The organism is Verrucomicrobium spinosum DSM 4136 = JCM 18804 (assembly GCF_000172155.1).
GTDB lineage: Bacteria > Verrucomicrobiota > Verrucomicrobiia > Verrucomicrobiales > Verrucomicrobiaceae > Verrucomicrobium > Verrucomicrobium spinosum.
On sequence record NZ_ABIZ01000001.1, the window covers coordinates 4269953 to 4290819 of the forward strand.

17 protein-coding genes are annotated in these 20867 nt (G+C 60.2%); 15 read left to right on the plus strand and 2 right to left on the minus strand.

All coding sequences use genetic code 11. The features are described from left to right. The first annotated feature begins 29 nt into the window (after nucleotides 1-29). The gene (locus VSP_RS35960) at nucleotides 30-1007 is read left to right on the plus strand and encodes a polysaccharide deacetylase family protein (RefSeq protein ID WP_081452582.1); all 978 of its coding nucleotides are present in this window, start codon (nucleotides 30-32) and stop codon (nucleotides 1005-1007) included. Between the two features lie 104 nt (nucleotides 1008-1111). On the opposite strand, the gene VSP_RS42360 is transcribed toward VSP_RS35960, so the two are convergent. Continuing rightward, nucleotides 1112-1288 (minus strand): hypothetical protein, encoded by a 177-nt coding sequence (locus VSP_RS42360; RefSeq protein WP_156345310.1) that lies wholly within the window; start codon nucleotides 1286-1288, stop codon nucleotides 1112-1114. 138 nt (nucleotides 1289-1426) lie between these two features. Between VSP_RS42360 and VSP_RS35965 the strand changes: the two genes are divergently transcribed. The 14 genes from VSP_RS35965 to VSP_RS17365 all read left to right on the plus strand — a co-directional run bounded on the left by VSP_RS35965 (nucleotide 1427) and on the right by VSP_RS17365 (nucleotide 19912). Continuing rightward, nucleotides 1427-2755: an AI-2E family transporter gene (locus tag VSP_RS35965; protein WP_198141180.1), complete on the plus strand. Its 1329-nt coding sequence runs from the start codon at nucleotides 1427-1429 to the stop codon at nucleotides 2753-2755. A gap of 95 nt (nucleotides 2756-2850) precedes the next feature. Then, nucleotides 2851-3864: an AAA family ATPase gene (locus VSP_RS17305; protein WP_009962240.1), complete on the plus strand. Its 1014-nt coding sequence runs from the start codon at nucleotides 2851-2853 to the stop codon at nucleotides 3862-3864. Nucleotides 3865-3884: 20 nt separating this feature from the next. Beyond that, nucleotides 3885-4793, plus strand: coding sequence for a DUF58 domain-containing protein (locus tag VSP_RS17310; RefSeq protein WP_009962241.1), 909 nt, complete (start codon nucleotides 3885-3887; stop codon nucleotides 4791-4793). A gap of 9 nt (nucleotides 4794-4802) precedes the next feature. Further along, entirely contained in the window at nucleotides 4803-5528 is a 726-nt protein-coding gene (locus VSP_RS17315; protein WP_009962243.1) for a DUF4381 family protein, read from the plus strand. Between the two features lie 17 nt (nucleotides 5529-5545). After that, nucleotides 5546-6565 carry a VWA domain-containing protein gene (locus VSP_RS35970; RefSeq protein WP_009962244.1) on the plus strand — a complete coding sequence of 340 codons (1020 nt, stop codon included), beginning with the start codon at nucleotides 5546-5548 and terminating at the stop codon, nucleotides 6563-6565. An 18-nt stretch (nucleotides 6566-6583) separates the two neighbouring features. Continuing rightward, nucleotides 6584-8542, plus strand: a complete 1959-nt coding sequence (locus VSP_RS17325; protein ID WP_009962246.1) for a vWA domain-containing protein — start codon at nucleotides 6584-6586, stop codon at nucleotides 8540-8542. Nucleotides 8543-8558: 16 nt separating this feature from the next. Beyond that, nucleotides 8559-10301 carry a BatD family protein gene (locus VSP_RS17330; RefSeq protein ID WP_157210941.1) on the plus strand — a complete coding sequence of 581 codons (1743 nt, stop codon included), beginning with the start codon at nucleotides 8559-8561 and terminating at the stop codon, nucleotides 10299-10301. Nucleotides 10302-10318: 17 nt separating this feature from the next. Further along, complete coding sequence (locus tag VSP_RS17335; protein ID WP_009962248.1) at nucleotides 10319-11107, plus strand: outer membrane protein assembly factor BamD; 789 nt, start codon at nucleotides 10319-10321, stop codon at nucleotides 11105-11107. Between the two features lie 140 nt (nucleotides 11108-11247). Continuing rightward, a complete protein-coding gene (locus tag VSP_RS17340) occupies nucleotides 11248-11721 on the plus strand; it encodes an acyl-CoA thioesterase (protein ID WP_009962249.1) in 474 nt (157 codons plus the stop codon). A 113-nt stretch (nucleotides 11722-11834) separates the two neighbouring features. Continuing rightward, on the plus strand, nucleotides 11835-12386 hold the full coding sequence (locus VSP_RS17345) for a hypothetical protein (RefSeq protein WP_029190532.1): 552 nt from the start codon (nucleotides 11835-11837) through the stop codon (nucleotides 12384-12386). Between the two features lie 98 nt (nucleotides 12387-12484). Next, the gene (locus VSP_RS17350) at nucleotides 12485-13756 is read left to right on the plus strand and encodes a phenylacetate--CoA ligase family protein (protein ID WP_044134521.1); all 1272 of its coding nucleotides are present in this window, start codon (nucleotides 12485-12487) and stop codon (nucleotides 13754-13756) included. A 95-nt stretch (nucleotides 13757-13851) separates the two neighbouring features. After that, entirely contained in the window at nucleotides 13852-14535 is a 684-nt protein-coding gene (locus tag VSP_RS17355) for an ABC transporter ATP-binding protein (protein WP_009962253.1), read from the plus strand. A gap of 19 nt (nucleotides 14536-14554) precedes the next feature. Next, complete coding sequence (locus VSP_RS17360) at nucleotides 14555-17827, plus strand: ABC transporter permease (protein WP_009962254.1); 3273 nt, start codon at nucleotides 14555-14557, stop codon at nucleotides 17825-17827. 306 nt (nucleotides 17828-18133) lie between these two features. Next, nucleotides 18134-19912 (plus strand): hypothetical protein, encoded by a 1779-nt coding sequence (locus tag VSP_RS17365; RefSeq protein ID WP_009962255.1) that lies wholly within the window; start codon nucleotides 18134-18136, stop codon nucleotides 19910-19912. Here VSP_RS17365 and VSP_RS39605 read toward each other — a convergent pair. After that, the gene (locus VSP_RS39605) at nucleotides 19857-20768 is read right to left on the minus strand and encodes a L,D-transpeptidase family protein (protein ID WP_157210942.1); all 912 of its coding nucleotides are present in this window, start codon (nucleotides 20766-20768) and stop codon (nucleotides 19857-19859) included. The two genes, VSP_RS17365 and VSP_RS39605, sit on opposite strands and share 56 nt — an antisense overlap. Between the last annotated feature and the right edge of the window lie 99 nt (nucleotides 20769-20867).

Sequence of the window (20867 nt, forward strand, 5' to 3'; positions counted from 1 at the left end):
GGCTGACGCCGCAGGCCCCCACATCGCTCATGATACCCTCTCTCTGGCTCGGCATTGTACTCTCAGTTGGACTGAACGGAAACCCCGCCATACGCCGGTTCCCAGATTTGGTGGCCTCCTCGCCCGTCTCCGCTGCTACAGCCAGACCCTCCGCCATGCTGCCCGGGGTGGAGATTCTTCCCGGACTCAGAGACACCGACCATTTTGAGATTGCCAAAGTGCCACCGCCCTCGGTCAAGGCCAGCTATTCGACGGTACACATGACGCAACCCTACGTTGCGATCACTTTTGACGATGGGCCGCACGCCACCAACACCCCGCGATTGCTGGACATCCTCGCTGAGCGCAACATCAAAGCAACCTTCTTCGTGGTGGGCAAGAATGTACGGGAGTACCCCGCGATCCTGCGCCGGATCATCGCAGAAGGGCACGAGGTGGGGAATCACACCTGGAGCCACATGGCCCTCTCCACCCTGACCCCGGACAAGGTGCGGCAGGAGCTGAGCAAGACCCATGATGCGGTCCTCCAAGCTGCTGGCTACCAGATGCGCCTCATGCGGCCCCCTTACGGGGCGACCAATCTGCGGGTGAAACAGATCTGCTTCCAAGAGTTCCACTACCCCAGCATTATCTGGACGGTGGACCCGCTGGACTGGAAGCAGCCCGGGTCCGCCATCGTTGCCCAGCACATTGTGGCTGGGACACACTCGGGTGCCATCATCCTCGTTCACGATATCCATGCCGCGACCATCGATGCGATGCCAGACACCCTCGACACCCTCCTGGCCCAAGGCTACCACTTTGTGACAGTCAGCCAGCTCCTGAATCTGGGCGACAAGTACCCCGTCACCTCCACGGTTCCCATGGCCATTCCGGTCCCAGAGCCGGAACCGACCATGCCTATTCCTGCCGCCGCCACCGGCAATGGTACAGGTGCCAATCTCGATTCCACGATACCCAATAGCGCAGTCAGGCCCCTCATGGGCTTGCCAGGCGACTCCAACTAACTGACTCACTCCAAATTAAAATCGGCGGACAAAGGTCCGCCGATTCAGTTCATTAAAGAAGCGGCCCAGTGGCGGCTTCGATTGGGCATCAGGAGGTATCCGCACTAGTGCTTCTTGTCGCGGCCCTTGTTGGCTGGAGCCTCGTGACGGGCTTTCCCCTTCTCGAGCACTTTGGCGATCTCGACCTGATGCTGACTCTGGTCCGGCTGGTGAAGCTGGTCCGTGTTCCGGAACTTCGCAGCCTGTTCTTCAAGTTCTGACGTTGCGTAGCGTGACGGCATGGTTAATCACCTCCTTCCGTTTCATGTTTAAACGTTTCCAAGCCCTGTGCCGGACGCCTGAAAAGGGAATTGCCCGGGCTGAATTGCTTTCTCCAATCCACTTGTCACTTGGGCAGGAAAACGCTTTACTCCGTGCCCGTGACGAAAATCCCCAACGCCTTTCAGCGTGCCACCCTTTGGGCCGCCATCACGGCGCTTTCGATAGCGGTGATTGGCAGCCTCTCCATCGGGCTCATCTGGTTGTTCACCAGGGTGATCTCCTTCCTGCAACCCCTGCTCATTCCGTTCGCGGTCGCTGGCGTTCTGGCCTACTTGCTAGAGCCGCTGGTCTCCCGTCTCATCAAGTGGGGGCTGAACCGGCAGCGCGCGGTCATGCTCGTGTTTGTCCTCGCCACAGCCTCCATCGTGGGCGTCTCCCTGGTAATCGTTCCCGCCTTTGCCCGGCAGAGCGTTGATTTTGCCAAGGAAGTCCCGGGATACGCTGAAAAAGTACGCACCCAGGTGTTGGGCTGGGCCACTTCCCTGAACACCCGTCTTATGAACGACTACGGGGTGGACATCCTGCACTGGAGCGTGCCCCAGACTCATCCGACGTCCAACGATGCAGGCGCTGGCCTCCCCACCCCAGCCACCGCAGTGCAAGAAGGCACGGACGCCACTGCCGGGACAGCCGCTCGTGATGCAGCCGCCGCAGAGGCTTCTTACTTCACGCTCCAAGACCTCCTCAGCGGAGACTGGTTGAAGAGCACCCTTCCCAAAGTGGGTCAAAATGCCTGGAACTTCATACGGGCTGGCGTCGGCGGATTCCTGGGAGGATTCGGCTTCCTGCTGTCGCTTGTCATTGTGCCCCTGTACCTCTACTACTTCCTTACCGAGAGTCCGAAAATCGCCGAGAGCTGGTCCCACTACGTCCCTCTCAGGGCTTCCCAGTTCAAGGACGAGGTCGTCAGCACCCTGGCAGAGATCAATGGATACCTCATCGCCTTCTTCCGAGGGCAGCTGGTGGTGAGTCTGATCAACGGGGTCGCCACGGGCCTTGGGCTGGTTATTGTGGGCGTTAAGTTCGGCTGGCTGATTGGCCTGTCGCTCTGTGTGCTCGGCATCATCCCTTACCTGGGCATCGTGGTGTGCTGGATCCCAGCCGTCATCATCGCCTCGGTCCAGGGGGGCAGCTACCTGATTCCAGCCTCCAGTCCCTGGTGGGTGTTTCCGCTCGTCGTCACCGCCATCTTCGCCGTCGTTCAACAGATTGACGGCCTCTTTATCACCCCGAAGATCGTCGGCGAATCAGTCGGCCTCCACCCCATGACCGTGATCGTATCCGTGTTCGCCTGGTCCCTGGTCATGGGCGGGCTGCTTGGCGCGATTCTGGCGGTGCCCATGACGGCCGCAGTCAAGGTGTTGTTTCAACGCTACGTCTGGCAACGGGCGATGATTGCCGGCCGCGTGGAGCCAGAAGGGCTCTGACGTGTGCATACTCTTCAATTCCAGCAAATTCCTGCTCAATCTAAACTAACACTGGCGTTGGAGACGTTGTCTCACTAGCGTTCCTAAATTGTCACATGGATTCAGCCTCACTTTCTCCCGCTCCGTCCGAAAGCTCCGTAACCGCCGATGACATTCGCGCTGCATCCTCTTGGGTGGAGCCGTTGCGGGAGGAGATTGCCCGGGTTCTGGTGGGCCAGAACGACCTGGTGGACCGGCTTCTCATTGCTCTGCTGACCAACGGTCACGTGCTGCTGGAAGGCGTACCCGGCCTGGCCAAGACCCTGACCGTGCGTACGCTCGCCTCCTGCTTGCACGCACGCTTTCAGCGGATCCAGTTCACACCGGACCTTTTGCCAGCCGACGTCGTCGGCACCATGATCTTCAACCCTCGGGAAGGCACCTTCTCCCCTCGCTTGGGCCCGGTGTTTGCCAACCTGGTGCTCGCGGATGAGATCAACCGCGCCCCTGCCAAGGTGCAGAGCGCCCTGCTGGAAGCCATGCAGGAGCGGCAGGTCACCATTGGAGACACCACCTACAGTCTGCCGAACCCCTTCGTGGTCTTGGCCACGCAGAACCCCATCGACCAGGAAGGTACCTACACCCTGCCGGAGGCCCAGCTCGACCGTTTCCTGCTCAAGATCCGGGTGGACTATCCCACCATGGCGGAGGAGCGGCTCGTTCTGGACCGCATGGCCACGTCCAAGCCCAATCTCGAAGTCTCTCCCGTCATTCAGATCCAGCAGATCGCCAACAGTCGTGCGTTGGTCAATGCCATTCACATGGATGACAAGATCAAGGACTACATTGTCGGCCTCATCTCTGCCACGCGCCACCCGGAAGGGGTGATAAGCCATCTGCGCAATTTGATTCGCTGCGGAGCATCTCCACGCGGCACCATCAATCTCGCCCTGGCCGCCAAGGCCAACGCCTTCCTCGCGGGTCGAGACTACGTAACGCCGCACGATATCAAAGCTCTGGCACCGGACATCCTCCGTCACCGTATTCTCCTCACTTACGAGGCGGAGGCTGAAGGCGTGACTACGGAGGACATCGTCGGCCAGTTGCTGAGCAAAATGCCTGTTCCTTGATTCTGGTCCCACCCTCCTTCATGCTGCCGCCCCCCGACAACGAAGCTCGCATCAATCGCATCCTCAAACGAGTGCGGAAGATTGAGTTGATCACGCGTGGGCTGGTAAAAGAAACACTCGGCGGCGCCTACCACAGCCGCTTCAAAGGCCAGGGGATTGAGTTCGATGACTTTCGGGAATACCAGCCGGGAGATGATGTTCGTTTTCTGGACTGGAACGTCACTGCCCGCCTGAATGAGCCCTATGTACGCAAGTACGTGGAAGAACGGGAGATGACCGTTCTCCTCCTCGTGGATGTGAGCCGGAGCGGCGACTACGGCAGCGGAGAGGACAGCAAGCGGGAGCGGGCAGCGGAAGTAGCTGCCGTCTTTGCCTTCAGCGCCTTGCAGAATCAGGACAAGGTGGGGCTGGCCATGTTCTCCAGCGAGGTCGAGTTCTACCTCCCCGCCCGCAAGGGTACCGGCCAGGCGTTGCGCATTGTCCGGGAGATCCTCAACTTCCAACCCACCCGCCGGGGCACTGACCTCGAACCCGCGCTGAACCTGGCCGTCCAGCGCATCCCGCACCGGGCATTGGTGTTCATGATTTCTGATTTCATCTCCCCGGGTGGCCCCGCGTCCTGGGAGAAGGCCCTGCGGGCCGCCTCCAGCAAGCACGACGTGGTGGCGGTGGAAGTGGTGGACCCACGGGAAATGGAGCTCCCCAGCGTGGGGCGGGTCTGTCTGGAGGATCCCGAGACCATGCAACAGGTCATTGTTAACACCTCCAACCCGCGGGTGCGTCGCGAATTTGCCGCACGCGCCCAGGCCATGCGGGAAAACCTGACCGGAATGTTCCATCGGAACAACATAGAGAACATCGTCATTCACACCGATTCCGACTATCTCCCGGCCCTGCGGAGTTATTTCCGCTCCCGCCATCGTCGCTGATTCCGCCCCATGATCCACCGTCTTTCCAGCATGGCGATCCTGGGCGGGCTGCTTTCCGCAGCCTGGGGAGGCACGGCGTTTGCGCAGCAGCGCGAGCCGGTGAATCTCACCCCCCTGCCCTTTCCGGAGATTGACACGCCCCACCTCCCTGAGCCGGGCATGCCCTGGTGGGTCATCACTGGCGGAGCAGTTCTTCTTGTCGCACTTGTGGCCCTGCTGGTGCTCCTGCTTCTGCGCACCAGGGGCACCCGTCCTCCCACTCCACCACCTCACCCGCTGAAGCATGCCCTGCAGCGGCTGGAGACACTCCGGGCTTCACTTGACTCCTTGAACCCCGATGCGGTGGGGCATGAAGTTTCCGTGATCCTGAGGGACTACCAGCAGGCGAGATACCGGGTGCCTGCTCCTTATCTGACGTCAGAGGAGCTTTACGGGAGCAACGTGCTGGATTCCCGTGAAGACGTCCGGAGCCGCTTCAGCCCGCTCGCGAAAATCTACGACAGGCTGTCCTTTGGCCGGATTCCAGCCACTCAAGCCGAGGCGGAGAAGCTTGTGCAAGATGCCACCGCCGCCTTGCAGGAGGAACGTATCTATCTTCCAGCAGCCAGCACATCGTCGCTTGCAGGTCCCGAGGTGGAATCCCCCGCTGCACCAGAACCCCTGCTCCAGCCCCCACCGGTGCCATTGGCGAAGCCCGCCCCCAATCGCGAAGAAAAGCCCGCCAGCTTGAGCTGATCCATCCATCCCGAACTATGCGCATCCCCTTCATGCCTGAACATCAGCTTGCCAGTCCCTGGTGGCTGCTGTTGCTGCTGGCCCTGCCAGTTCTGGCCTGGCTGCGTGGTCGGGCGGGGGACGCGCCCGCCATGTCTTTCCCCATGACGGGGTTGTTGGCCGAGTTGGGGCACCCCACGCGAAGCCGCCCGCGGGGATTCGCGTTCAACCTTCTCCACCTGGCCATGGTCCCCGCCATCATAGCCCTCGCCCGGCCCCAGAAGGTGATCTCGTACGACGAATTGAAGTCGGAAGGCATCGGCATTGTCGTGGCGTTTGACGTGTCGCTGTCCATGCGGATCCGGGACTTCTACATCGGAAACCGCCAGGTGGACCGGATGACCGCCGCCAAGCGGGTGCTGGTGGACTTCATCAAGGGACGCCCGAACGATCGCATCGGCATTGTGGCGTTCGGTGGTGCCCCCTACAACCCCTGCCCGCCCACTCTGGATCATGACTGGCTGTTGAACAACATGGACCGGATTCAGACCGGCATCATGGAGGACGGCACAGCCATCGGGTCAGGCATCGCTGCCGCCGCCCGTCGTCTGGATCAGCTGGAGGTCAAGAGCAAGGTCATCCTCCTCATGACCGACGGGGCCAACAACAGCGGCAAGCTCAGCCCTCAAGACGCAGCGCGCCTGGCCGCCACCCTCGGCATTCGCATCCATGCCATCTCCATCGGCACGCCCGGCATGCATCCTATTTACATGCCAAACGGCCCCCCCATCAATTCGGGTCGCCAGGAGTTCGACCCCGAGACGTTGCAGGAGGTCGCCAACATCGGAAGCGGCAGCTTCTTCCGTGCGGAAGACCTCTCCACCCTGGAACGCATTTTCAAGACGGTTGATGAAATGGAACGTACGGAGATTGAGCGACGCAAAATTGTCGAAACTGCGGACGTCTATTTTTGGTTTCTTCTGACAGCGGCTGTACTGGGTGGAGTCTATCTCATCTGGAAGCAGTCGGCTGGTCACACTGCCCCGTCCATTGCCTGAGACCCGCCAGTTTTACCCATGAACTTTGGAGCGCCCAGTTTTGCCTACCTGCTCTTTCTGCTGCCCTTGCTGGCGCTGCTGAAGATCGTGGCGGACGCCAAGGGGCAGAAGGCCGTTCAGGCCTTTGCCCTCTCAGAAAGGCTGCGCAATCAACTGCTGGGTGGCGCTTCCCGCATGTGGTCCAGCCTCCATTTCGGCCTGCAACTGCTGGGCCTCGGTTTCTTTTTCATCGCCTTGACCCGCCCCCAGTACGGCCTGGAAACCCGCGTGGATGAGCGTTCGGGGCGCAACATCTTCATCGCCATCGACACCTCGAAGTCCATGCTCGCGGACGATGTGTCTCCCAACCGGCTGGGGCGCGCCAAACTGGCCGCTCAAGATCTACTGGAAAGGCTGCCCAATGACCGGGTGGGGGTCATCGCCTTTGCGGGTCGCTCGTACCTCCAGGCCCCGTTGACCAACGACCACGAAGCGGTCATCGAGTGCATCCAGTCTCTGGATCACACGACCATTCCCCGGGGTGGCAGCAGCATCGCCTCCGCCATTCAGCTTGCCGTGGAGACCATTGACAAGGTGAAAGGACGGGAGCACGGCATGGTGCTGTTCACCGACGGCCAGGAGACCGATGAAGCCACTCTCACGGCTGCCCGGATGGCCGCGCAGAAAGGCCTGATTGTGATCCCCGTCGGTGTGGGGACGACGGAAGGGGCACTCATCCCTGATCCGGACGAGCAGAACACAGGGGGCTATCTGCGGGATGAAAACGGCAACGTCATCAACTCCCGTCTGGAGGCCCCCCTCTTGCTGGAGGTTGCCAAGATCACAGGCGGGGAGTTTGTGCCACTCGGCACCCAGGCGCTCACTCAAAACCTTGTGGAACGCCTGCTGGGCCAGTTGGAACGCCAGAAACTGGACTCTCAAAAGGATACGCGTCCGATCGAGCGATACCAATGGCCCCTGGCATTGGGCATCGCCTGCATCTGCCTCTCCCTAATGATGCGCCCCTCTTCCCGGCGTCGGATCAAGGCAGCACCGCTGCCGGTGGAAGCTCAGGCCACCATTCACCACCCTACCACCCCTCCACCCCTGCCCGCCATGGCCCAATCCGCCGCGCCCACCGCCTTGTTGGCTGGAAGCCTCCTGTTGTTGGGAGGGTCTTTGCAGGCCGCCTCTCCCATGGATCTGCAACGCGCCCGCCGTGCTTACGAAAGCGGGCGCTATGAGGCCGCCCGCGATTCTTACCAGCTGCTGCTGGCAGATGAGAAGCCTCCGATCTCCAAGGAAGATCTGTCCTATGGCCTGGGTGCCTCAGACTTCCAGCTCAAGGACTACGACCATGCCGTGAAGGCCTTCAGCGACGCCGCCAAATCGCGAAACAAGGGTCTGCAGAAGCAGGCCCTGCGCGGTCTGGCCTCAGCCTTGTACAATCAGGGGGATCTGTCCCTGAGCAAACAACCAGACTACACGGTACGGGCTTGGACAGATTCGCTGAACCATTTCGACACGGCGCTGGACCTCGAAAAGGACAATATCGAGCTCAAGACGAACCGCGATTTTGTGCAACAACGCCTCGATGAGCTGAAGAAGCAAATCGAGATGCAAAAGCAGCAGCCCAAGCCCGACAAAGACAAGCAGAACGGCAAAGGCAAAGGTGAGGGCGAACCCAAGGAAAGTGAAGAAGAAGGAAAACCTGACCAACCGCAAGACGGGCAGTCTGACCAAAAGAAGCAGACGGACGCCATGGAGAAGAAGTCCGGTGATCTGCCTGAAGGAGAACTCCGCGCTGGCGAAGCTGGCAAGCCCGATGACAAAAAACAAGGGCAGCAGCAGGAGCCCGGTGATGAAAGCAAGGTGAATGACAAGACCGGCTTCAGCCCCCAGGAAGCTCGCAACCAGCTGCGCAACTACGCCAACGACCAGCAGTCCGTCCAGTATCTGCAGCGCCGTGAGCAGCCTCATGGCGGCAAGGACTACTAGCTGCCCCAACGTCACCATGAATTTGAAGCCTACTCCCCATCGCTTGCCGGCCTTCTGTCTTTTGTTGGCGGGACTCATGGTCTTCCTGGCCGCGGGTGCCCATGCCAAGGGACCCAAGGTGAGCGCCACCATTGAACCTGATGCGATCCAGCCGGGTGGCTTTGCCCTTTTTGTCATCACCATTGAAGAGGGCAATGCCGATGAAGCGACCCCCTTGGTGCTCCCCTCCAATGTGGAGCTGGCCCATCCCCTGCCCTCGACAGGCAGACCCCAGAGCGGAGGCCGGTTCCAATACGCTTCCACCATCACCTGGCAAATCACGTCGGACGTGCCCGGAACCCATACCATCCCTGCCCAGGAGCTGCATATCAACGGCGTCCCTTTCAAGACCAACGCCACCAAGCTGGTCGTGCGTGATGATCCGGATGCGGGCAATCAACTGGAGCCCTTGATGACCCTGGAGACCGCCAAACGTCAGATCTATGTGGGAGAAGTCATTCCTGTCACCGTCAACCTCTACGCCCACCGGCAGACCTTTGTCCGTCGCATCGGGCTCATCGAGCTGCCCAAGGACAACTTCGCCATCCAGCGCTTTCCCACACAGCCCAACGAATCCGTCATCACCATCGGCAATGTCCCTTACCGGGCCTATGCATACCAGAGCACCCTCTCGGCACTAAAGCCGGGCAAATTCAAGCTTGGTCCCGCGACTGCGGAGGTGATCCTCGACATTCCCTCCAGCGCTCGCGAGCCATTTCTTCATCCATTGCTCAATCAGATGGAACCCCGGAAGCTGCGCCCTTCCTGCAACGAGATTGAGATCCAAGTCATCCCCCTGCCCGAAGAGGGCCGCCCCAAAGACTTCAAAGGCGTGGTGGGCGATTTTGAAATCACCATGACGGCCGATCCCAAGAACCTCAACGTGGGAGACCCCATTTCGGTGGACATCACCATCACCGGCACTGGCAACTTTGACGCCCTCATGATGCCAAACATGGTGGAGCAGAACGACTGGAAACTCTATCCTCCGAAGCGCTACAACACGGAGTCCCCCAACGAACCTTCCGACACCTCCGGCCAGCACATTGGCTTCAGCCAGGTCATCGTTCCCAAGGCTCCGTTGACGAACATCCCTCCGTTTGAGTTCAGCTTCTTCAGTCCCATCAAGAAGCAGTACGTGACCCTTCGCACCAAGCCGGTCGCCATTCAGGTCAAAGGCGTGGCTCCTTCCAACCCTGCTGCAGCGACCGCTTCTGCGGGCTCCCCTGGAGGAGTCCCTTCGGTTGGCAAGCTGCCGGACGAGCTCGAAAAGATCCCCACCGTGAAACCCCTCGTCACGGACATCCTCACCGTCATGCCCTCCCAAGCGAGCCTGCTGGCCGCGCGCCCCGCCCTGTGGCGCAGCCAGCGATTCCTAGTGGCGAATGCCGCCGCGTTCGGCCTGCTTGCCTTGCTCATCATCGGCAAAATCCTCACCCAATATCTTCGTGAACGCTGCAATCTGACGGACGCCGCCACCCGCAAGCTCTGGCGTGACCTCCATGCCCAGGGCCTCTCTCGCGAGCAATTCTACACGCTCGCTGCCCGGTATGCAGAAGCCCGCCAGCTAACAGGCGAGCAGATTCACCCCATTCTGGAGCACCATGAGAAGTACTCGTTCTCTCCAGGTGCCGCAGAAGCGGGCCGCGAGCCAGTGACACCGGTGGAGAAGTCCACCGTATTGGCCACCCTCCGCTCCGCCCCTGTCCTCCAGGCCTGACGTTTTTCCCGTGATCCATGTTTCGACATTTCCTCTTCCTTCTCGCCGCCTTCGTCATCGCCTCCACGGCCCCCGCACAGGAGGAGTCGGCCCAAGCGCGATACGCCGATGCCAAGGATGCCTTCGACAAGGGCGACTTCCAGGGAGCCCGGAAGATGGCGGAGAAGATGCTTTCGCAGGGGCAGCTCAGCCGTGAGGCCTTTCAGTTGCTGGGAAATGCCCACTACCGTCTCGGTCACCTGGGAGAGGCCTCCCTTTTCTTCAGGCGCGCGAACCTATTCCCCCCCGTTGAGCCAGAGGTGAGGCAAAACCTTGCCCACATTCGCGACCGGACCGGTCACGTGTCGTTCCCTCGGAGTGCCTTTCGTGAACAGTACGCCGGGTTTTTGGGGCGAACGCAGTGGTTCATCACCGCAGTGTCCGCCGCGTGGGTGGCCATTGGTTCCTTCGTCCTGGCCATCTTCCTCCGCCGTCATAGCCCTCTCAGAGTGGGCCTTGCTTTCGTGCGGGTGCTGGCGGTGATCGTGGCTGTGCTTGCAGGATTCGGCTGGTACTGGCGGCCGAGCTTTGAACGCATCGAGAAAGTGGCCATCATCACCGTCCCAGACACCAAGGCCTATACGGCCGCCACCGTTACAGCAGGAACCGTTTCCGCCCTGCCTCCGGGCAGCGAAATCCGGAGGCTGGAAGATCGGGGCATTTGGAGCTACGTGGAAATCCCCGGCGAAGACCAGAACCGCCGGGGCTGGGTGCAAAATGCCGCCTTTGAGCCCCTCTGGCCCTACCAGCGTGGGTATCTGGAGTAGCGCCACCCGGCAGCAGCCTTGGCAGCGCTGCCTAGTTGACGTGGCACCCTCGCAGAAATGTCTGAACAGGAGGCGCTGTTCTGACCTGTTGGGACTCTTTGCAGTTGCATCCGCCGTTGCTCCCGCCTTTGTTCCGGTCAATGGCCTCCCGCTTTGTACACCGCGATATTGTTCAGTTCTCAGATACGGACATGGCGGGAATCATGCACTTCGCCAATTTCTTCCGCTTCATGGAGCGAGCGGAGCACGCCTTCTTCCGATCCCTCGGCTACAGCATCATGGAGCGCCGGGAGAGATTTCCGGCTGATCAGCGCGTAGGATGGCCCCGGGTGCACGCCTCGTGCGACTATGTCTCGCCCCTCCGGTTCGAGGACGAGGTGGAGGTGGAAGTGCTGGTCGATGAGATCCGCACCCGTTCGCTCAAGTACATCTTCCGTGTCCGCAAGACGGATGGTACCCTCGCTGCCGAAGGCAAGATCGCGGTCGTATGCGTGCGGAAAGATCCCGAGACCCGACAGATGAAAGCGGTGGCCATTCCTGCCCACATTTTGGAGAAGATCGAGGTCGCCTCAGAAGAGGTGCGCAGAAGCATCCGGCCGCAAATTGCATCGTAATACGAAGTTCTTGTCCAGAACCCGCCTCGGCTGACGTCTTCTCTCCCCGCCCAAATTCCTCAGTCAACGCTCCACCAAACCATCAAGTGAACGAGAAAGGCAGCAATAAACGCATGAGCTGGCAGATATTCGCAGTGACCACAATGCTCTTCTGGGGCGTGTACGGAGTTCTACTTCACACTGGACGTCTGGGCATGATCGCAAGCGAGGCAGGCAAGGCCGATGTAGCCAACGCCTCCATGAAGGCCTTCCTGCTGGTCGGTGCCGCGTACTTCGTCGTCGCGATCGTAGGCCCCCTCATTGTCCTCGCCAGGAACAACACGAACTGGAGCTTCACCGGCAAAGGCGTCACCTGGAGCTTTATTGCCGGCACGGCTGGCGCGATTGGAGCATTCACGCTGATTTTGGCGCTGGCGGCCGCGAACCGCATGGGCTCGTCCCCAGCGGCGGTGATGTCGATCGTCTTTGGCGGTGCACCCATCATCAATTCCATCGTGGCTCTGTCCATTCATCCGCCAGAAGGCGGATTTAAAGCCATCCCGGTGCCCTTCTTCATTGGCATCCTGATGGCTGCGTGCGGGGGCTTCCTGGTGGCCAAGTTCAGCCCGTCCAATGCCGCAGCGAAAAAACCCGCTGCCGCTGTCGCCCCCGGAGCCCAACACTAGCGAGCTCCATCCAGCCCCTGACTCAGCGGATGTGGGGGTTTGACATTTGAAGTCTGGATACTGGCATTTTTCCCATGTCGTCCCCACTGGACCAAACCATGCGCGTTCACCTTCCGGGGAACGCCTTGAATTTGCGCCAGCGACAGTGGGAAAAGCTGCGGACTCTGATGTACCGCACAGCCAAGACGGACAACTTCAACACCCGTCGCTTCAAGGAGCATGGGATTGATCCCTTCTCCATCCACACGCTGGAGGACTACATCCGCAGGATCCCTTTCACTGCCAAAGGAGACCTGCTCAACGACCGGCTGGCCCACCCGCCGTTTGGCACCAATTTCACAGAACCGCTGGACCGGTACACCCGCTTCTGTCAGACCACAGGTACCGCCACGGGCCAGCCCATGGCTGTGCTGGACACTCCGGCGAGCTGGGAAACCATGCTGGCCTGCTGGCGTCAGGTGTATCGAGCCGCAGGCATCAAGGCGGGAGACCGCATCTTCTTTGCCTTCTCCTTCGGACCCTTCCTGGGCTTCTGGACTGCGTTTGAAGCAGCCGCCCGCGACTGCCTGGTGCTGCCTGGCGGTGGGCTGTCCAGTCAGGCCCGCCTGGAGATGATGGCCCGCTACAACGCCACCGCCCTCTGCTGCACCCCCACCTACGCATTGCGTTTGGGTGAAAGCATCGGTGCCCCCAGTGGCGTCAATCTCGACCAGCTTTCGGTGAAGCGCATCATCGTGGCGGGCGAACCTGGTGGTTCACTGCCCACCACCCGTGAGCGAATCCGCCAGCTCTGGGGTGGTGCCAAATTGTTCGACCACCATGGCATGTCCGAGGTGGGCCCCGTCAGCTATGAAGATCCTGAGATGCCCGCAAGTCTGTGCGTCATCGAGGACTCCTACTTTGCCGAAGTGGTGGACTCAGCGGGGAATGAAGTGCCCGACGGTTCCGAAGGCGAACTCATCCTCACAACCCTCGACCGCAGTGCCTGTCCGTTGTTCCGCTACCGCACGGGCGACTGGGTCTGCAAGAAGATCTTCAATGACCGGCTCTACCTTGAAGGCGGCGTCTTGAGCCGGTGCGATGACATGGTCGTCATACGCGGCGTGAACCTCTACCCGAGTGCCATCGAGAATATTGTGCTCAGGTACCCGGAAATTGCCGAGTTCCAGATCGAACAGCACAAGGTGGAGAACATGGACGAAGTGACCCTGACGGTGGAACTGGCCGCGGGAGTGGATGATACCCTGCTTCACCGCCTGCAGGACCGCCTGCGCGACACTTTTTCCCTTCGCATCCCTGTGAAGCTTGCTCCCCAAGGCTCCCTGCCACGTTTTGAGTTCAAGGCCAAGCGCTGGCGCAAGGTTCTTTAACCAAGAACCGGTGCATCAAACGGCTGTTGAATTTCGTATCGTAGGGACCGGTCCACTGACCTGTGGCTCCTGATCACATCCCCCCTGCGCCCCACATGCCCCTGATCCAGCTCACCAACGTCTCCAAGGCTTACCGCGAACCGGTGAGCGGGCACTCCGTTCCCGTGCTCAAAGGCATTAACCTGCAGATCGAAGCCGGAGAGTCGGTGTCTATTGTAGGACCTTCAGGCTGCGGCAAGAGCACCTTGCTCAACATCCTCGGAACGCTCGATGAACCGGATACGGGTGAGTACCGGTTTGAAGGTGACAGCCTTCAGGGTGCAGGGCCTACCAAACTGGGTCAGCTCCGCAGCGCCAAGATCGGGTTCATCTTCCAGCTCCATCACCTCCTGCCGCAGTGTACGGTCCTGGAGAACGTCCTGCTTCCCACCTTGGCCCTCACCCCCAAGCCAGATCAAAAGGCCGCACAAGACAGAGCGATGGACCTTCTGAGGGAGGTCGGTTTGGATCACCGGGCCAGCTATAAACCCGCCGAACTCTCGGGCGGCGAACGCCAGCGAGCTGCGGTGGTGCGAGCGCTGATCAACGCTCCCAAATTGATTCTCGCTGATGAGCCGACCGGGGCACTGGACGAAGCAAATGCCGACACTTTGACCAACTTGATGATCAACTTGGTGGAAAATTCCGGAATCTCTTTAGTGCTAGTTTCCCACAATCCCACTCAGGCTCAACGCATGAAGCGGGTCCTCCACCTTCACGAAGGCACCTTGTCCGTTTAACCCGCTTTTCTCCACCATCATGACAGCGGGAAAGCTCATTATTGGGAGCCTGAAGCACTATTGGAAGGGCCATGTAGGTCTGTTGTTCGGGGCGTTTCTTGCTTCGGCGATTCTGAGCGGATCGCTCGTGGTGGGCGATTCTGTCCGGGCCAGTCTGCGCAAGGCTGCCGACCAACGCCTCGGCAAAGTGCAGACCGGGCTGCTGGGTGGCGACCGCTGGTTCACCGAAGCTCTGGCGACCAGCCAGGGGGCAGCACCGGTCATCCTCATGCAGGGATCGGTAAGCGCGGCGAATGGAGGAGTGCGAGCCAATGCGGTCCAGGTACTGGGGGTCAACGATGCCTTCTGGAAGCTCAGCCCAAGTGGAAAGACCGTCGCCATCGAGCCCAATGGCCTGGTGGTGAATGAGGCCCTGGGCAGGAAACTGGGTGTAAAAGCTGGCGATACTGTCCTGGTACGCATGGAACTGCCCAGCGTAATCTCCCGCGATGCTCCCTTGTCTGGCAGCACCAATCAGGAAGTGACCATGCGGCGTAAGATCTCTGCCGTGGTGGGTGGCGAAGACTTTGGCAGCTTCCAACTCGCTGCCTCCCAAACGGGCAGTGACACGGTCTATGTGCCCCTGGCGGATATGCAGGCAGAGTTGGAGAAGACTGGCCGCATCAATGCCATCCTCGCCGGGAGCAGCGGCCTGACTCCAGAAGCCACTGAGAAGGCCAAGTCCCTGGAGGACTTCTCCCTCAAGCTAACAAAGGTTCAAGGAAGCAGCAGCGAATGGGAACTGGGCACCGACCGCGTCTTCATGGACGAGGTGCTGAGCAAGAAGCTGTTGGAAAAGCAACCTCTGAGCTATGGGGTCATCACCTATCTGATCAACGGTTTCTCCTCGGCCAACGGCCGCACCCCCTACTCCATGGTCACGGGCCTGCCCAAGACCGTCTTGGAGAGCAAGTTCAAGGCTCCGGCGGACCTGGCTGGCACCCCTCCGCCCATTCTGATTTCCCAGTGGCTCGCTGAGGATCACCAACTGCAGGTTGGGGGTGAGATCTCGTTCCGGTTCTTCACTGTGGGGCTTGGGCGTGACCTCAAAGAGCAGACAGCCACCTTCAAAGTCGCTGGCGTTGTCCCCATGGACAATCCCGACTTGAAACGCGAGTGGACGCCGAACTTCCCCGGAGTTTCTGACGTGGACAACTGCCGCGACTGGGAACCGGGCATTCCCGTGAAGCTGGATGCCATCCGGGACAAAGACGAGAAGTACTGGGATGACTACCGGGGCACCCCCAAAGCCTTCATCCCGCTGGCGGAAGGACAGCAACTCTGGAGCAACCGCTTCGGCAGTCTCACGGCGATCCGGTTTCCCGATGCTGGCCAGGAAGAAGCTACCCTGCGGGGGCAACTGCTTCAGGATTTGCACCTCGTAGACGTGGGTCTGGTCCCCCGCAATTTCAAGGCGGAGGCTGGTGCCGCCGCCAAAGGCAGTGTGGACTTTGGCGGACTGTTTGTCGGGCTGAGCATGTTCCTCATTGGCGCGGCGCTGATCTTTGCCGCTCTGCTCTTTCTCTTCACTATTGAGAAGCGCGCTCCCCAAGTCGGCCTGCTCTTGTCTCTGGGCTGGACTCAGCGCCAAGCCCGGTGGGTCGTGCTCGCAGAGGCAGGGTTGGTAGCGTTGATCGGCTCTGCCTTGGGACTACTGGGCGGGATGGCCTATACCAAACTCGCGCTGGCAGGCCTCAACGGTGCATGGAGTGGCGCAACGGTCGGGTTCAACCTCACCTATGACGCTCACCCCGCCACGTTGGCCATTGCGTGGGTATCGAGCGCCTTGGCAGGCATTGGCACGCTCTGGTGGGCCAGCCGCCGCCTCTTTAAGACCGCGCCCAAGGATCTTCTCGTAGGAGAAGCCTGGGCGGATGTGAAGACTAAAGGACCACAAAAGGCAGGCAGTGTTTGGAAACGGTGGATCCCGCTTGTCTGTCTGCTGCTGGCAGCGGGGATTTCGGCAATGGGCAGTCGCTTGAGCGATCCTCAAGCGGTGTCTGGAGCCTTTTTTGGAGCAGGATTTCTTCTACTGATGGCAGGGGCAACATGGATCAGCCGTTGGTTGCGTCGTCCTACTGAGTCTGGCCCTCCTGCAAGTTCGTTGTTCCGCATCGGCATGCGCAATCTGACCCGCCGCCCGGGTCGCAGTGTGGCGGTGGTCGCCATGATGGCTGGCGGAATCTTCCTGGTGATCGCCGTGAATGCTTTCCGTCTCAGCGGCGCGGCCACCCCAGCAGAGCGCAAGTCAGGCACGGGCGGATTTGTGCTGCTCGGAGAATCCAGCCTGCCTGTCTATGAAGATCTCAATACGGAAGCAGCGTGGGACGCGTTCGCGCTCGACGAGAAACTCATGACGAAGGCCAAGGTTGTCCCCTTCCGCATCCGTGAAGGCGATGATGCCAGCTGTTTGAATCTCAATCGCGCGCAGCGTCCCGTCCTCACGGCCGTGAATCCTCAACTGCTGGAAGACCGCGGGTCATTCACCTTTGCTGGCGGAGGCTGGAGTGCCCTTGTCCCTTCGATGGGCGGCGGAGCCATTCCGGGCATTGCCGACCAGGCCACCGCGCTCTGGGGCCTCGGCAAAGGCATTGGCGACACCATCGCCTACACGGATGCCCAGGGCCGGGAGTTTAACGTCAAGTTGGTAGGCCTGGTGACGGGATCGATTCTTCAGGGCAAGATCATCGTCAGCGAGGCCAACTTCCTCGCCAAGTTCCCAGACGCTGCTGGCTACAAATATTTCCTCGTGGATGCGCCGGCTGATGAGGCCAGCAAGATCAGCAGCCACCTGACCAAGCAGCTCGAATCCCGCGGGCTAGCGATGGAGACCACCTCGGCCCGACTGGCCGCCTTCCAGGCGGTGCAGAACACCTACATCGGCATCTTCACGGTGCTGGGTGGGCTTGGAGTCCTGCTGGGCACCGCAGGATTGGGGGTGCTCGCAGCCCGGAACATCCTCGAACGACGGGGTGAACTGGGGCTGATGCAAGCTTTGGGCTTCCAGCCCGGAGCCCTCCGCTTGCTGGTCGTGAGTGAGCATGCCACCCTCCTCATCACCGGCTTGATCCTCGGACTCGTCAGTGCCGCCATTGCCGTCTGGCCCAACGTCCGGCAGAGCGGCGGCGCTCTTCCCGTTGGCTTCCTTGCCTGGCTGAACTTGGGTATCGTCGCGTTCGGTCTGGCGGTCTGTTTCATGGCAACGCTACTGGCTCTGCGCGGCAAGTTGCTGGATGCCGTGCGGCGCGAGTAGCAGAACCGAATCGCTTGATCGGACAAGGCACAAACTTCCCACACCGGAACAGCTTCCCGCCTACCGGAGATCCAAGGGAGGGGATGCGGCATCCGGATGGATCAGCGTGACCGTGGGTTTTGGGACCTCACTCATGAGGTGGCCATCCAAAAGGCACAACCACGGGTTCCAGCGAGGACGATATCCAGGTGCCGTGGGGGTCAATCCACACCTTTTGGCTGTCCCATGCCGGTTGATCCCCCTCCTGCCGCCGAACGAATCCACACACCACGGCCCCGGCGCCTCTCTCGCCTTTGGCCTTGGCTTATGATCATTGCCCCAGCAGTGATTTTGCTGGTCGAGATTGTCCCTCTCCTGGTTCCTGTGCCCTGCCTGGACGCCTGGTCCTTTGTGCAACAATACCAGCATTTGGTGGAAGACCGCTACTCATGGGAGGCCTTCTTTGCCCCCCACTACGTGCATCCCTCCACCGTCGGGAAGGTAATCTACTTTGCCGTTCTTCACTGTCTCGGGGGAAATGTGGCCGTCCTGCCAATCTTGAGCTGGCTGTTCTCTGCATTGATAGCCTTCTCCGTGTACAAGTTGGCGAGACCTCTCTGGCCTTGCGGAGGAGAGCACCAGGGACGCTCACGTCTGAATGCCACCGTTCTGCTGACCTGCGTCACGTCGGTGATATTTACCGCGGCTCAAGGAGAGGTTTGGATTTGGGATTTTGTCTTTCAAAACTTCATTCCTGGAACCTGCCTGGCCTTGGGGATCTTGCTTTTGCATCGGGAAGGTCACCTGCGATTCCGATGTTTGATGCTCGCCAGCGTGCTTTCGCTCCTCGCCATCTGCTCATTTGGCACGGGGTTCTTCGTTCCCGCATTCCTCGGTCTGATCCTGGTCTGGCGACTGCGGGGTGTCGGCGAATCTTGGAGCAAAACTGGCACCTTGGTCGGTGGCTGGTGGCTGGTCCATGGAGTAGTCGCCTGGCTCGCCCTGACGGCGAGCGGTGGTGAAGATTCCGGTCTTGATGCAGGGACCCTTTTCGAACGCCCTCTGATGAGGCTCCAGTTCGTGTTGATTGTGCTGGGTAACATCTTGGGAAAAGGAACCACGTTCGAACCCGAGGTTCTTTGCGCCATCACGGGTGCGGCATTGCTCACCGCCTTTCTGACCAGCTTGATCTATCTGTGGCGACACCGCGATGAGCGCCCCTTGGTACAGGCAGCGTTCCCTTGGATCATTTTCAGCCTCTACGGTCTTTCGTCTGCAGTGCTCATCAGCTTGGGCCGCATGCATAACTCTCTGGACAATGCCCTGGATGAGCGTTTCGCGACGTTTGATGTGTTCTTCGTTTTTGGGGCACTGCTGCTGCTCGCCATTGTCATCAGGCACTCGGGTCTCAATCACCCGGCATATTCCCGAGCCATGGCCGTACTGCCACCTGCTGCCATGACCCTCTTTGTGGCCCTGCTCGCGGTGAACTGGGCAAACGGCCACAACCTCATGAAGGTGAAGTACAGCCGCATGAATCAAGAGCGGGCCTTGTTGATGTTTGCGAAGGTGATGCCGCTCAACGAGGAATGGATGGACGCGAGGGTCACCCGTAAGTCCGCCTTTCGCCTTGCTTCATTTCTCTCAGACCGCGGGAGGTTGCACGATGTCGTCTTTGCGGCTGACCGGAACATCAAATCGTTCCAACAGGGCAGAGAGATGGGAGGAAAGTGGGCGCGTCTTGATCCGCCCGTGCCCTTGGAAGAAGGAGGGTGGCGGCTTTCAGGTCTGGGTGGGCTGGCGGTGGACAATGCTGCCGATCTGATCCTCGTGACCGCCCAACCCGCCAACGGTTCAGGGAACGAGCAAATCGTCGCCCTCACAGCGCCCCAACTTCAGCAACATTTCTACGACCGGGCGAAGCTGGTCCGCATGCATCCAGAGAACTATCTGGGCTGGCAACAAACCTTGCATGACGAGATGCTCCCGTCTGGCCCGGTTACGTTGAGGGCTTATGTGCTGGATCAGGACAAGCGCATCGTCCACCCGCTCAAGGGTGTTTATCGCCTGGAGCGGGATCATCCTCATGCAGTGTCGGAGGGGTGACGTTGAAAACGTTGGAAGGTCCACACCAAGCCCTGATTCCCTGTACCAGCCGGGGTTCCTTGACGGGATCCAACCAAGCCAGCACCCGCACCACATCGGCATCCGCCATCCCGGTGCAGCCCGCCGTAGCCTCCCCCGGACCCGGCCAGATGTGGATGAAGATGCACGAGCCCAGATGGGGCACCCCTTCTGGATTGTGAGCGATGAAGGCTCCCCATCGGTACAAAACCTTGAATCGATTCATCGGTTCATGGCTGTTCCAGTCCCGGGGGATGAGGTTCGAGTCCACGACCTGGTTGTAGTAGTGGGAGTCGGGGTCATCGACGCCGATGATGCTGTCCGCCAAATGAGTGTAGGGCAGGGTTAGCCCTGGTGCTTCCATCCGGGCATCGGCCTCGGGTGCCATGCCAAAGACAAAGGGCACCCGGAAGATTCCTGCGGGACTGCATCCATCCCCCTCCCGCTTTTCGCGAAACCCTTCCGGACGCGAGGCGCAGTGTTCCCCCACGCCCCAGGCCAAACCGTTCCGCCCCAGGGTTACGGGTATCGGCTTCCGATCGCTGATCCATGGCGAATGTCCATCTTTCCTCACCAGCAGAAAAAGTTCCGCTGTCACTGAGGTGTCTCCGGGTGAGACGACCAGAGCGACCTGTCGGCAGGATACCGGCAGGTCCTTCTCAAAGAAGGCCGGGATCGGTGACACAGGATCGTCAGTCATTTCGCGAGCCGGGACGGAAGGACTCTTCGGTTGACGAAGCTTTAGCGCCAGCCACGTAGCTCCTCCCAGCAAGGCCAGGACAAGAATGAGCAGCACCAGCGCAAGGCCTCCAGACAAAACGCGGGGGGATCGCTTCATGATGGGGCAGGCCATCTCGAAATGGCCGGACGCATCGAAGACGAGAATCTCCGGTGGGACAACCCCAAAATAGACGAATTGAGAATGGAACCGCTGCCA

Bases quoted from the DNA above. Each gene is read 5' to 3' on its own strand.
- VSP_RS17360 (WP_009962254.1), top strand. From the start codon at position 14,555: ATGACAGCGGGAAAGCTCATTATTGGGAGCCTGAAGCACTATTGGAAG.
- VSP_RS17345 (WP_029190532.1), top strand. From the start codon at position 11,835: ATGAGCTGGCAGATATTCGCAGTGACCACAATGCTCTTCTGGGGCGTG.
- VSP_RS17305 (WP_009962240.1), top strand. From the start codon at position 2,851: ATGGATTCAGCCTCACTTTCTCCCGCTCCGTCCGAAAGCTCCGTAACC.
- VSP_RS39605 (WP_157210942.1), bottom strand. From the start codon at position 20,768: ATGAAGCGATCCCCCCGCGTTTTGTCTGGAGGCCTTGCGCTGGTGCTG.
- VSP_RS17350 (WP_044134521.1), top strand. From the start codon at position 12,485: ATGCGCGTTCACCTTCCGGGGAACGCCTTGAATTTGCGCCAGCGACAG.
- VSP_RS35960 (WP_081452582.1), top strand. From the start codon at position 30: ATGATACCCTCTCTCTGGCTCGGCATTGTACTCTCAGTTGGACTGAAC.
- VSP_RS17365 (WP_009962255.1), top strand. From the start codon at position 18,134: ATGATCATTGCCCCAGCAGTGATTTTGCTGGTCGAGATTGTCCCTCTC.
- VSP_RS17330 (WP_157210941.1), top strand. From the start codon at position 8,559: ATGAATTTGAAGCCTACTCCCCATCGCTTGCCGGCCTTCTGTCTTTTG.
- VSP_RS35970 (WP_009962244.1), top strand. From the start codon at position 5,546: ATGCGCATCCCCTTCATGCCTGAACATCAGCTTGCCAGTCCCTGGTGG.
- VSP_RS17310 (WP_009962241.1), top strand. From the start codon at position 3,885: ATGCTGCCGCCCCCCGACAACGAAGCTCGCATCAATCGCATCCTCAAA.
- VSP_RS17325 (WP_009962246.1), top strand. From the start codon at position 6,584: ATGAACTTTGGAGCGCCCAGTTTTGCCTACCTGCTCTTTCTGCTGCCC.
- VSP_RS17340 (WP_009962249.1), top strand. From the start codon at position 11,248: ATGGCCTCCCGCTTTGTACACCGCGATATTGTTCAGTTCTCAGATACG.
- VSP_RS42360 (WP_156345310.1), bottom strand. From the start codon at position 1,288: ATGCCGTCACGCTACGCAACGTCAGAACTTGAAGAACAGGCTGCGAAG.
- VSP_RS17315 (WP_009962243.1), top strand. From the start codon at position 4,803: ATGATCCACCGTCTTTCCAGCATGGCGATCCTGGGCGGGCTGCTTTCC.
- VSP_RS17335 (WP_009962248.1), top strand. From the start codon at position 10,319: ATGTTTCGACATTTCCTCTTCCTTCTCGCCGCCTTCGTCATCGCCTCC.
- VSP_RS17355 (WP_009962253.1), top strand. From the start codon at position 13,852: ATGCCCCTGATCCAGCTCACCAACGTCTCCAAGGCTTACCGCGAACCG.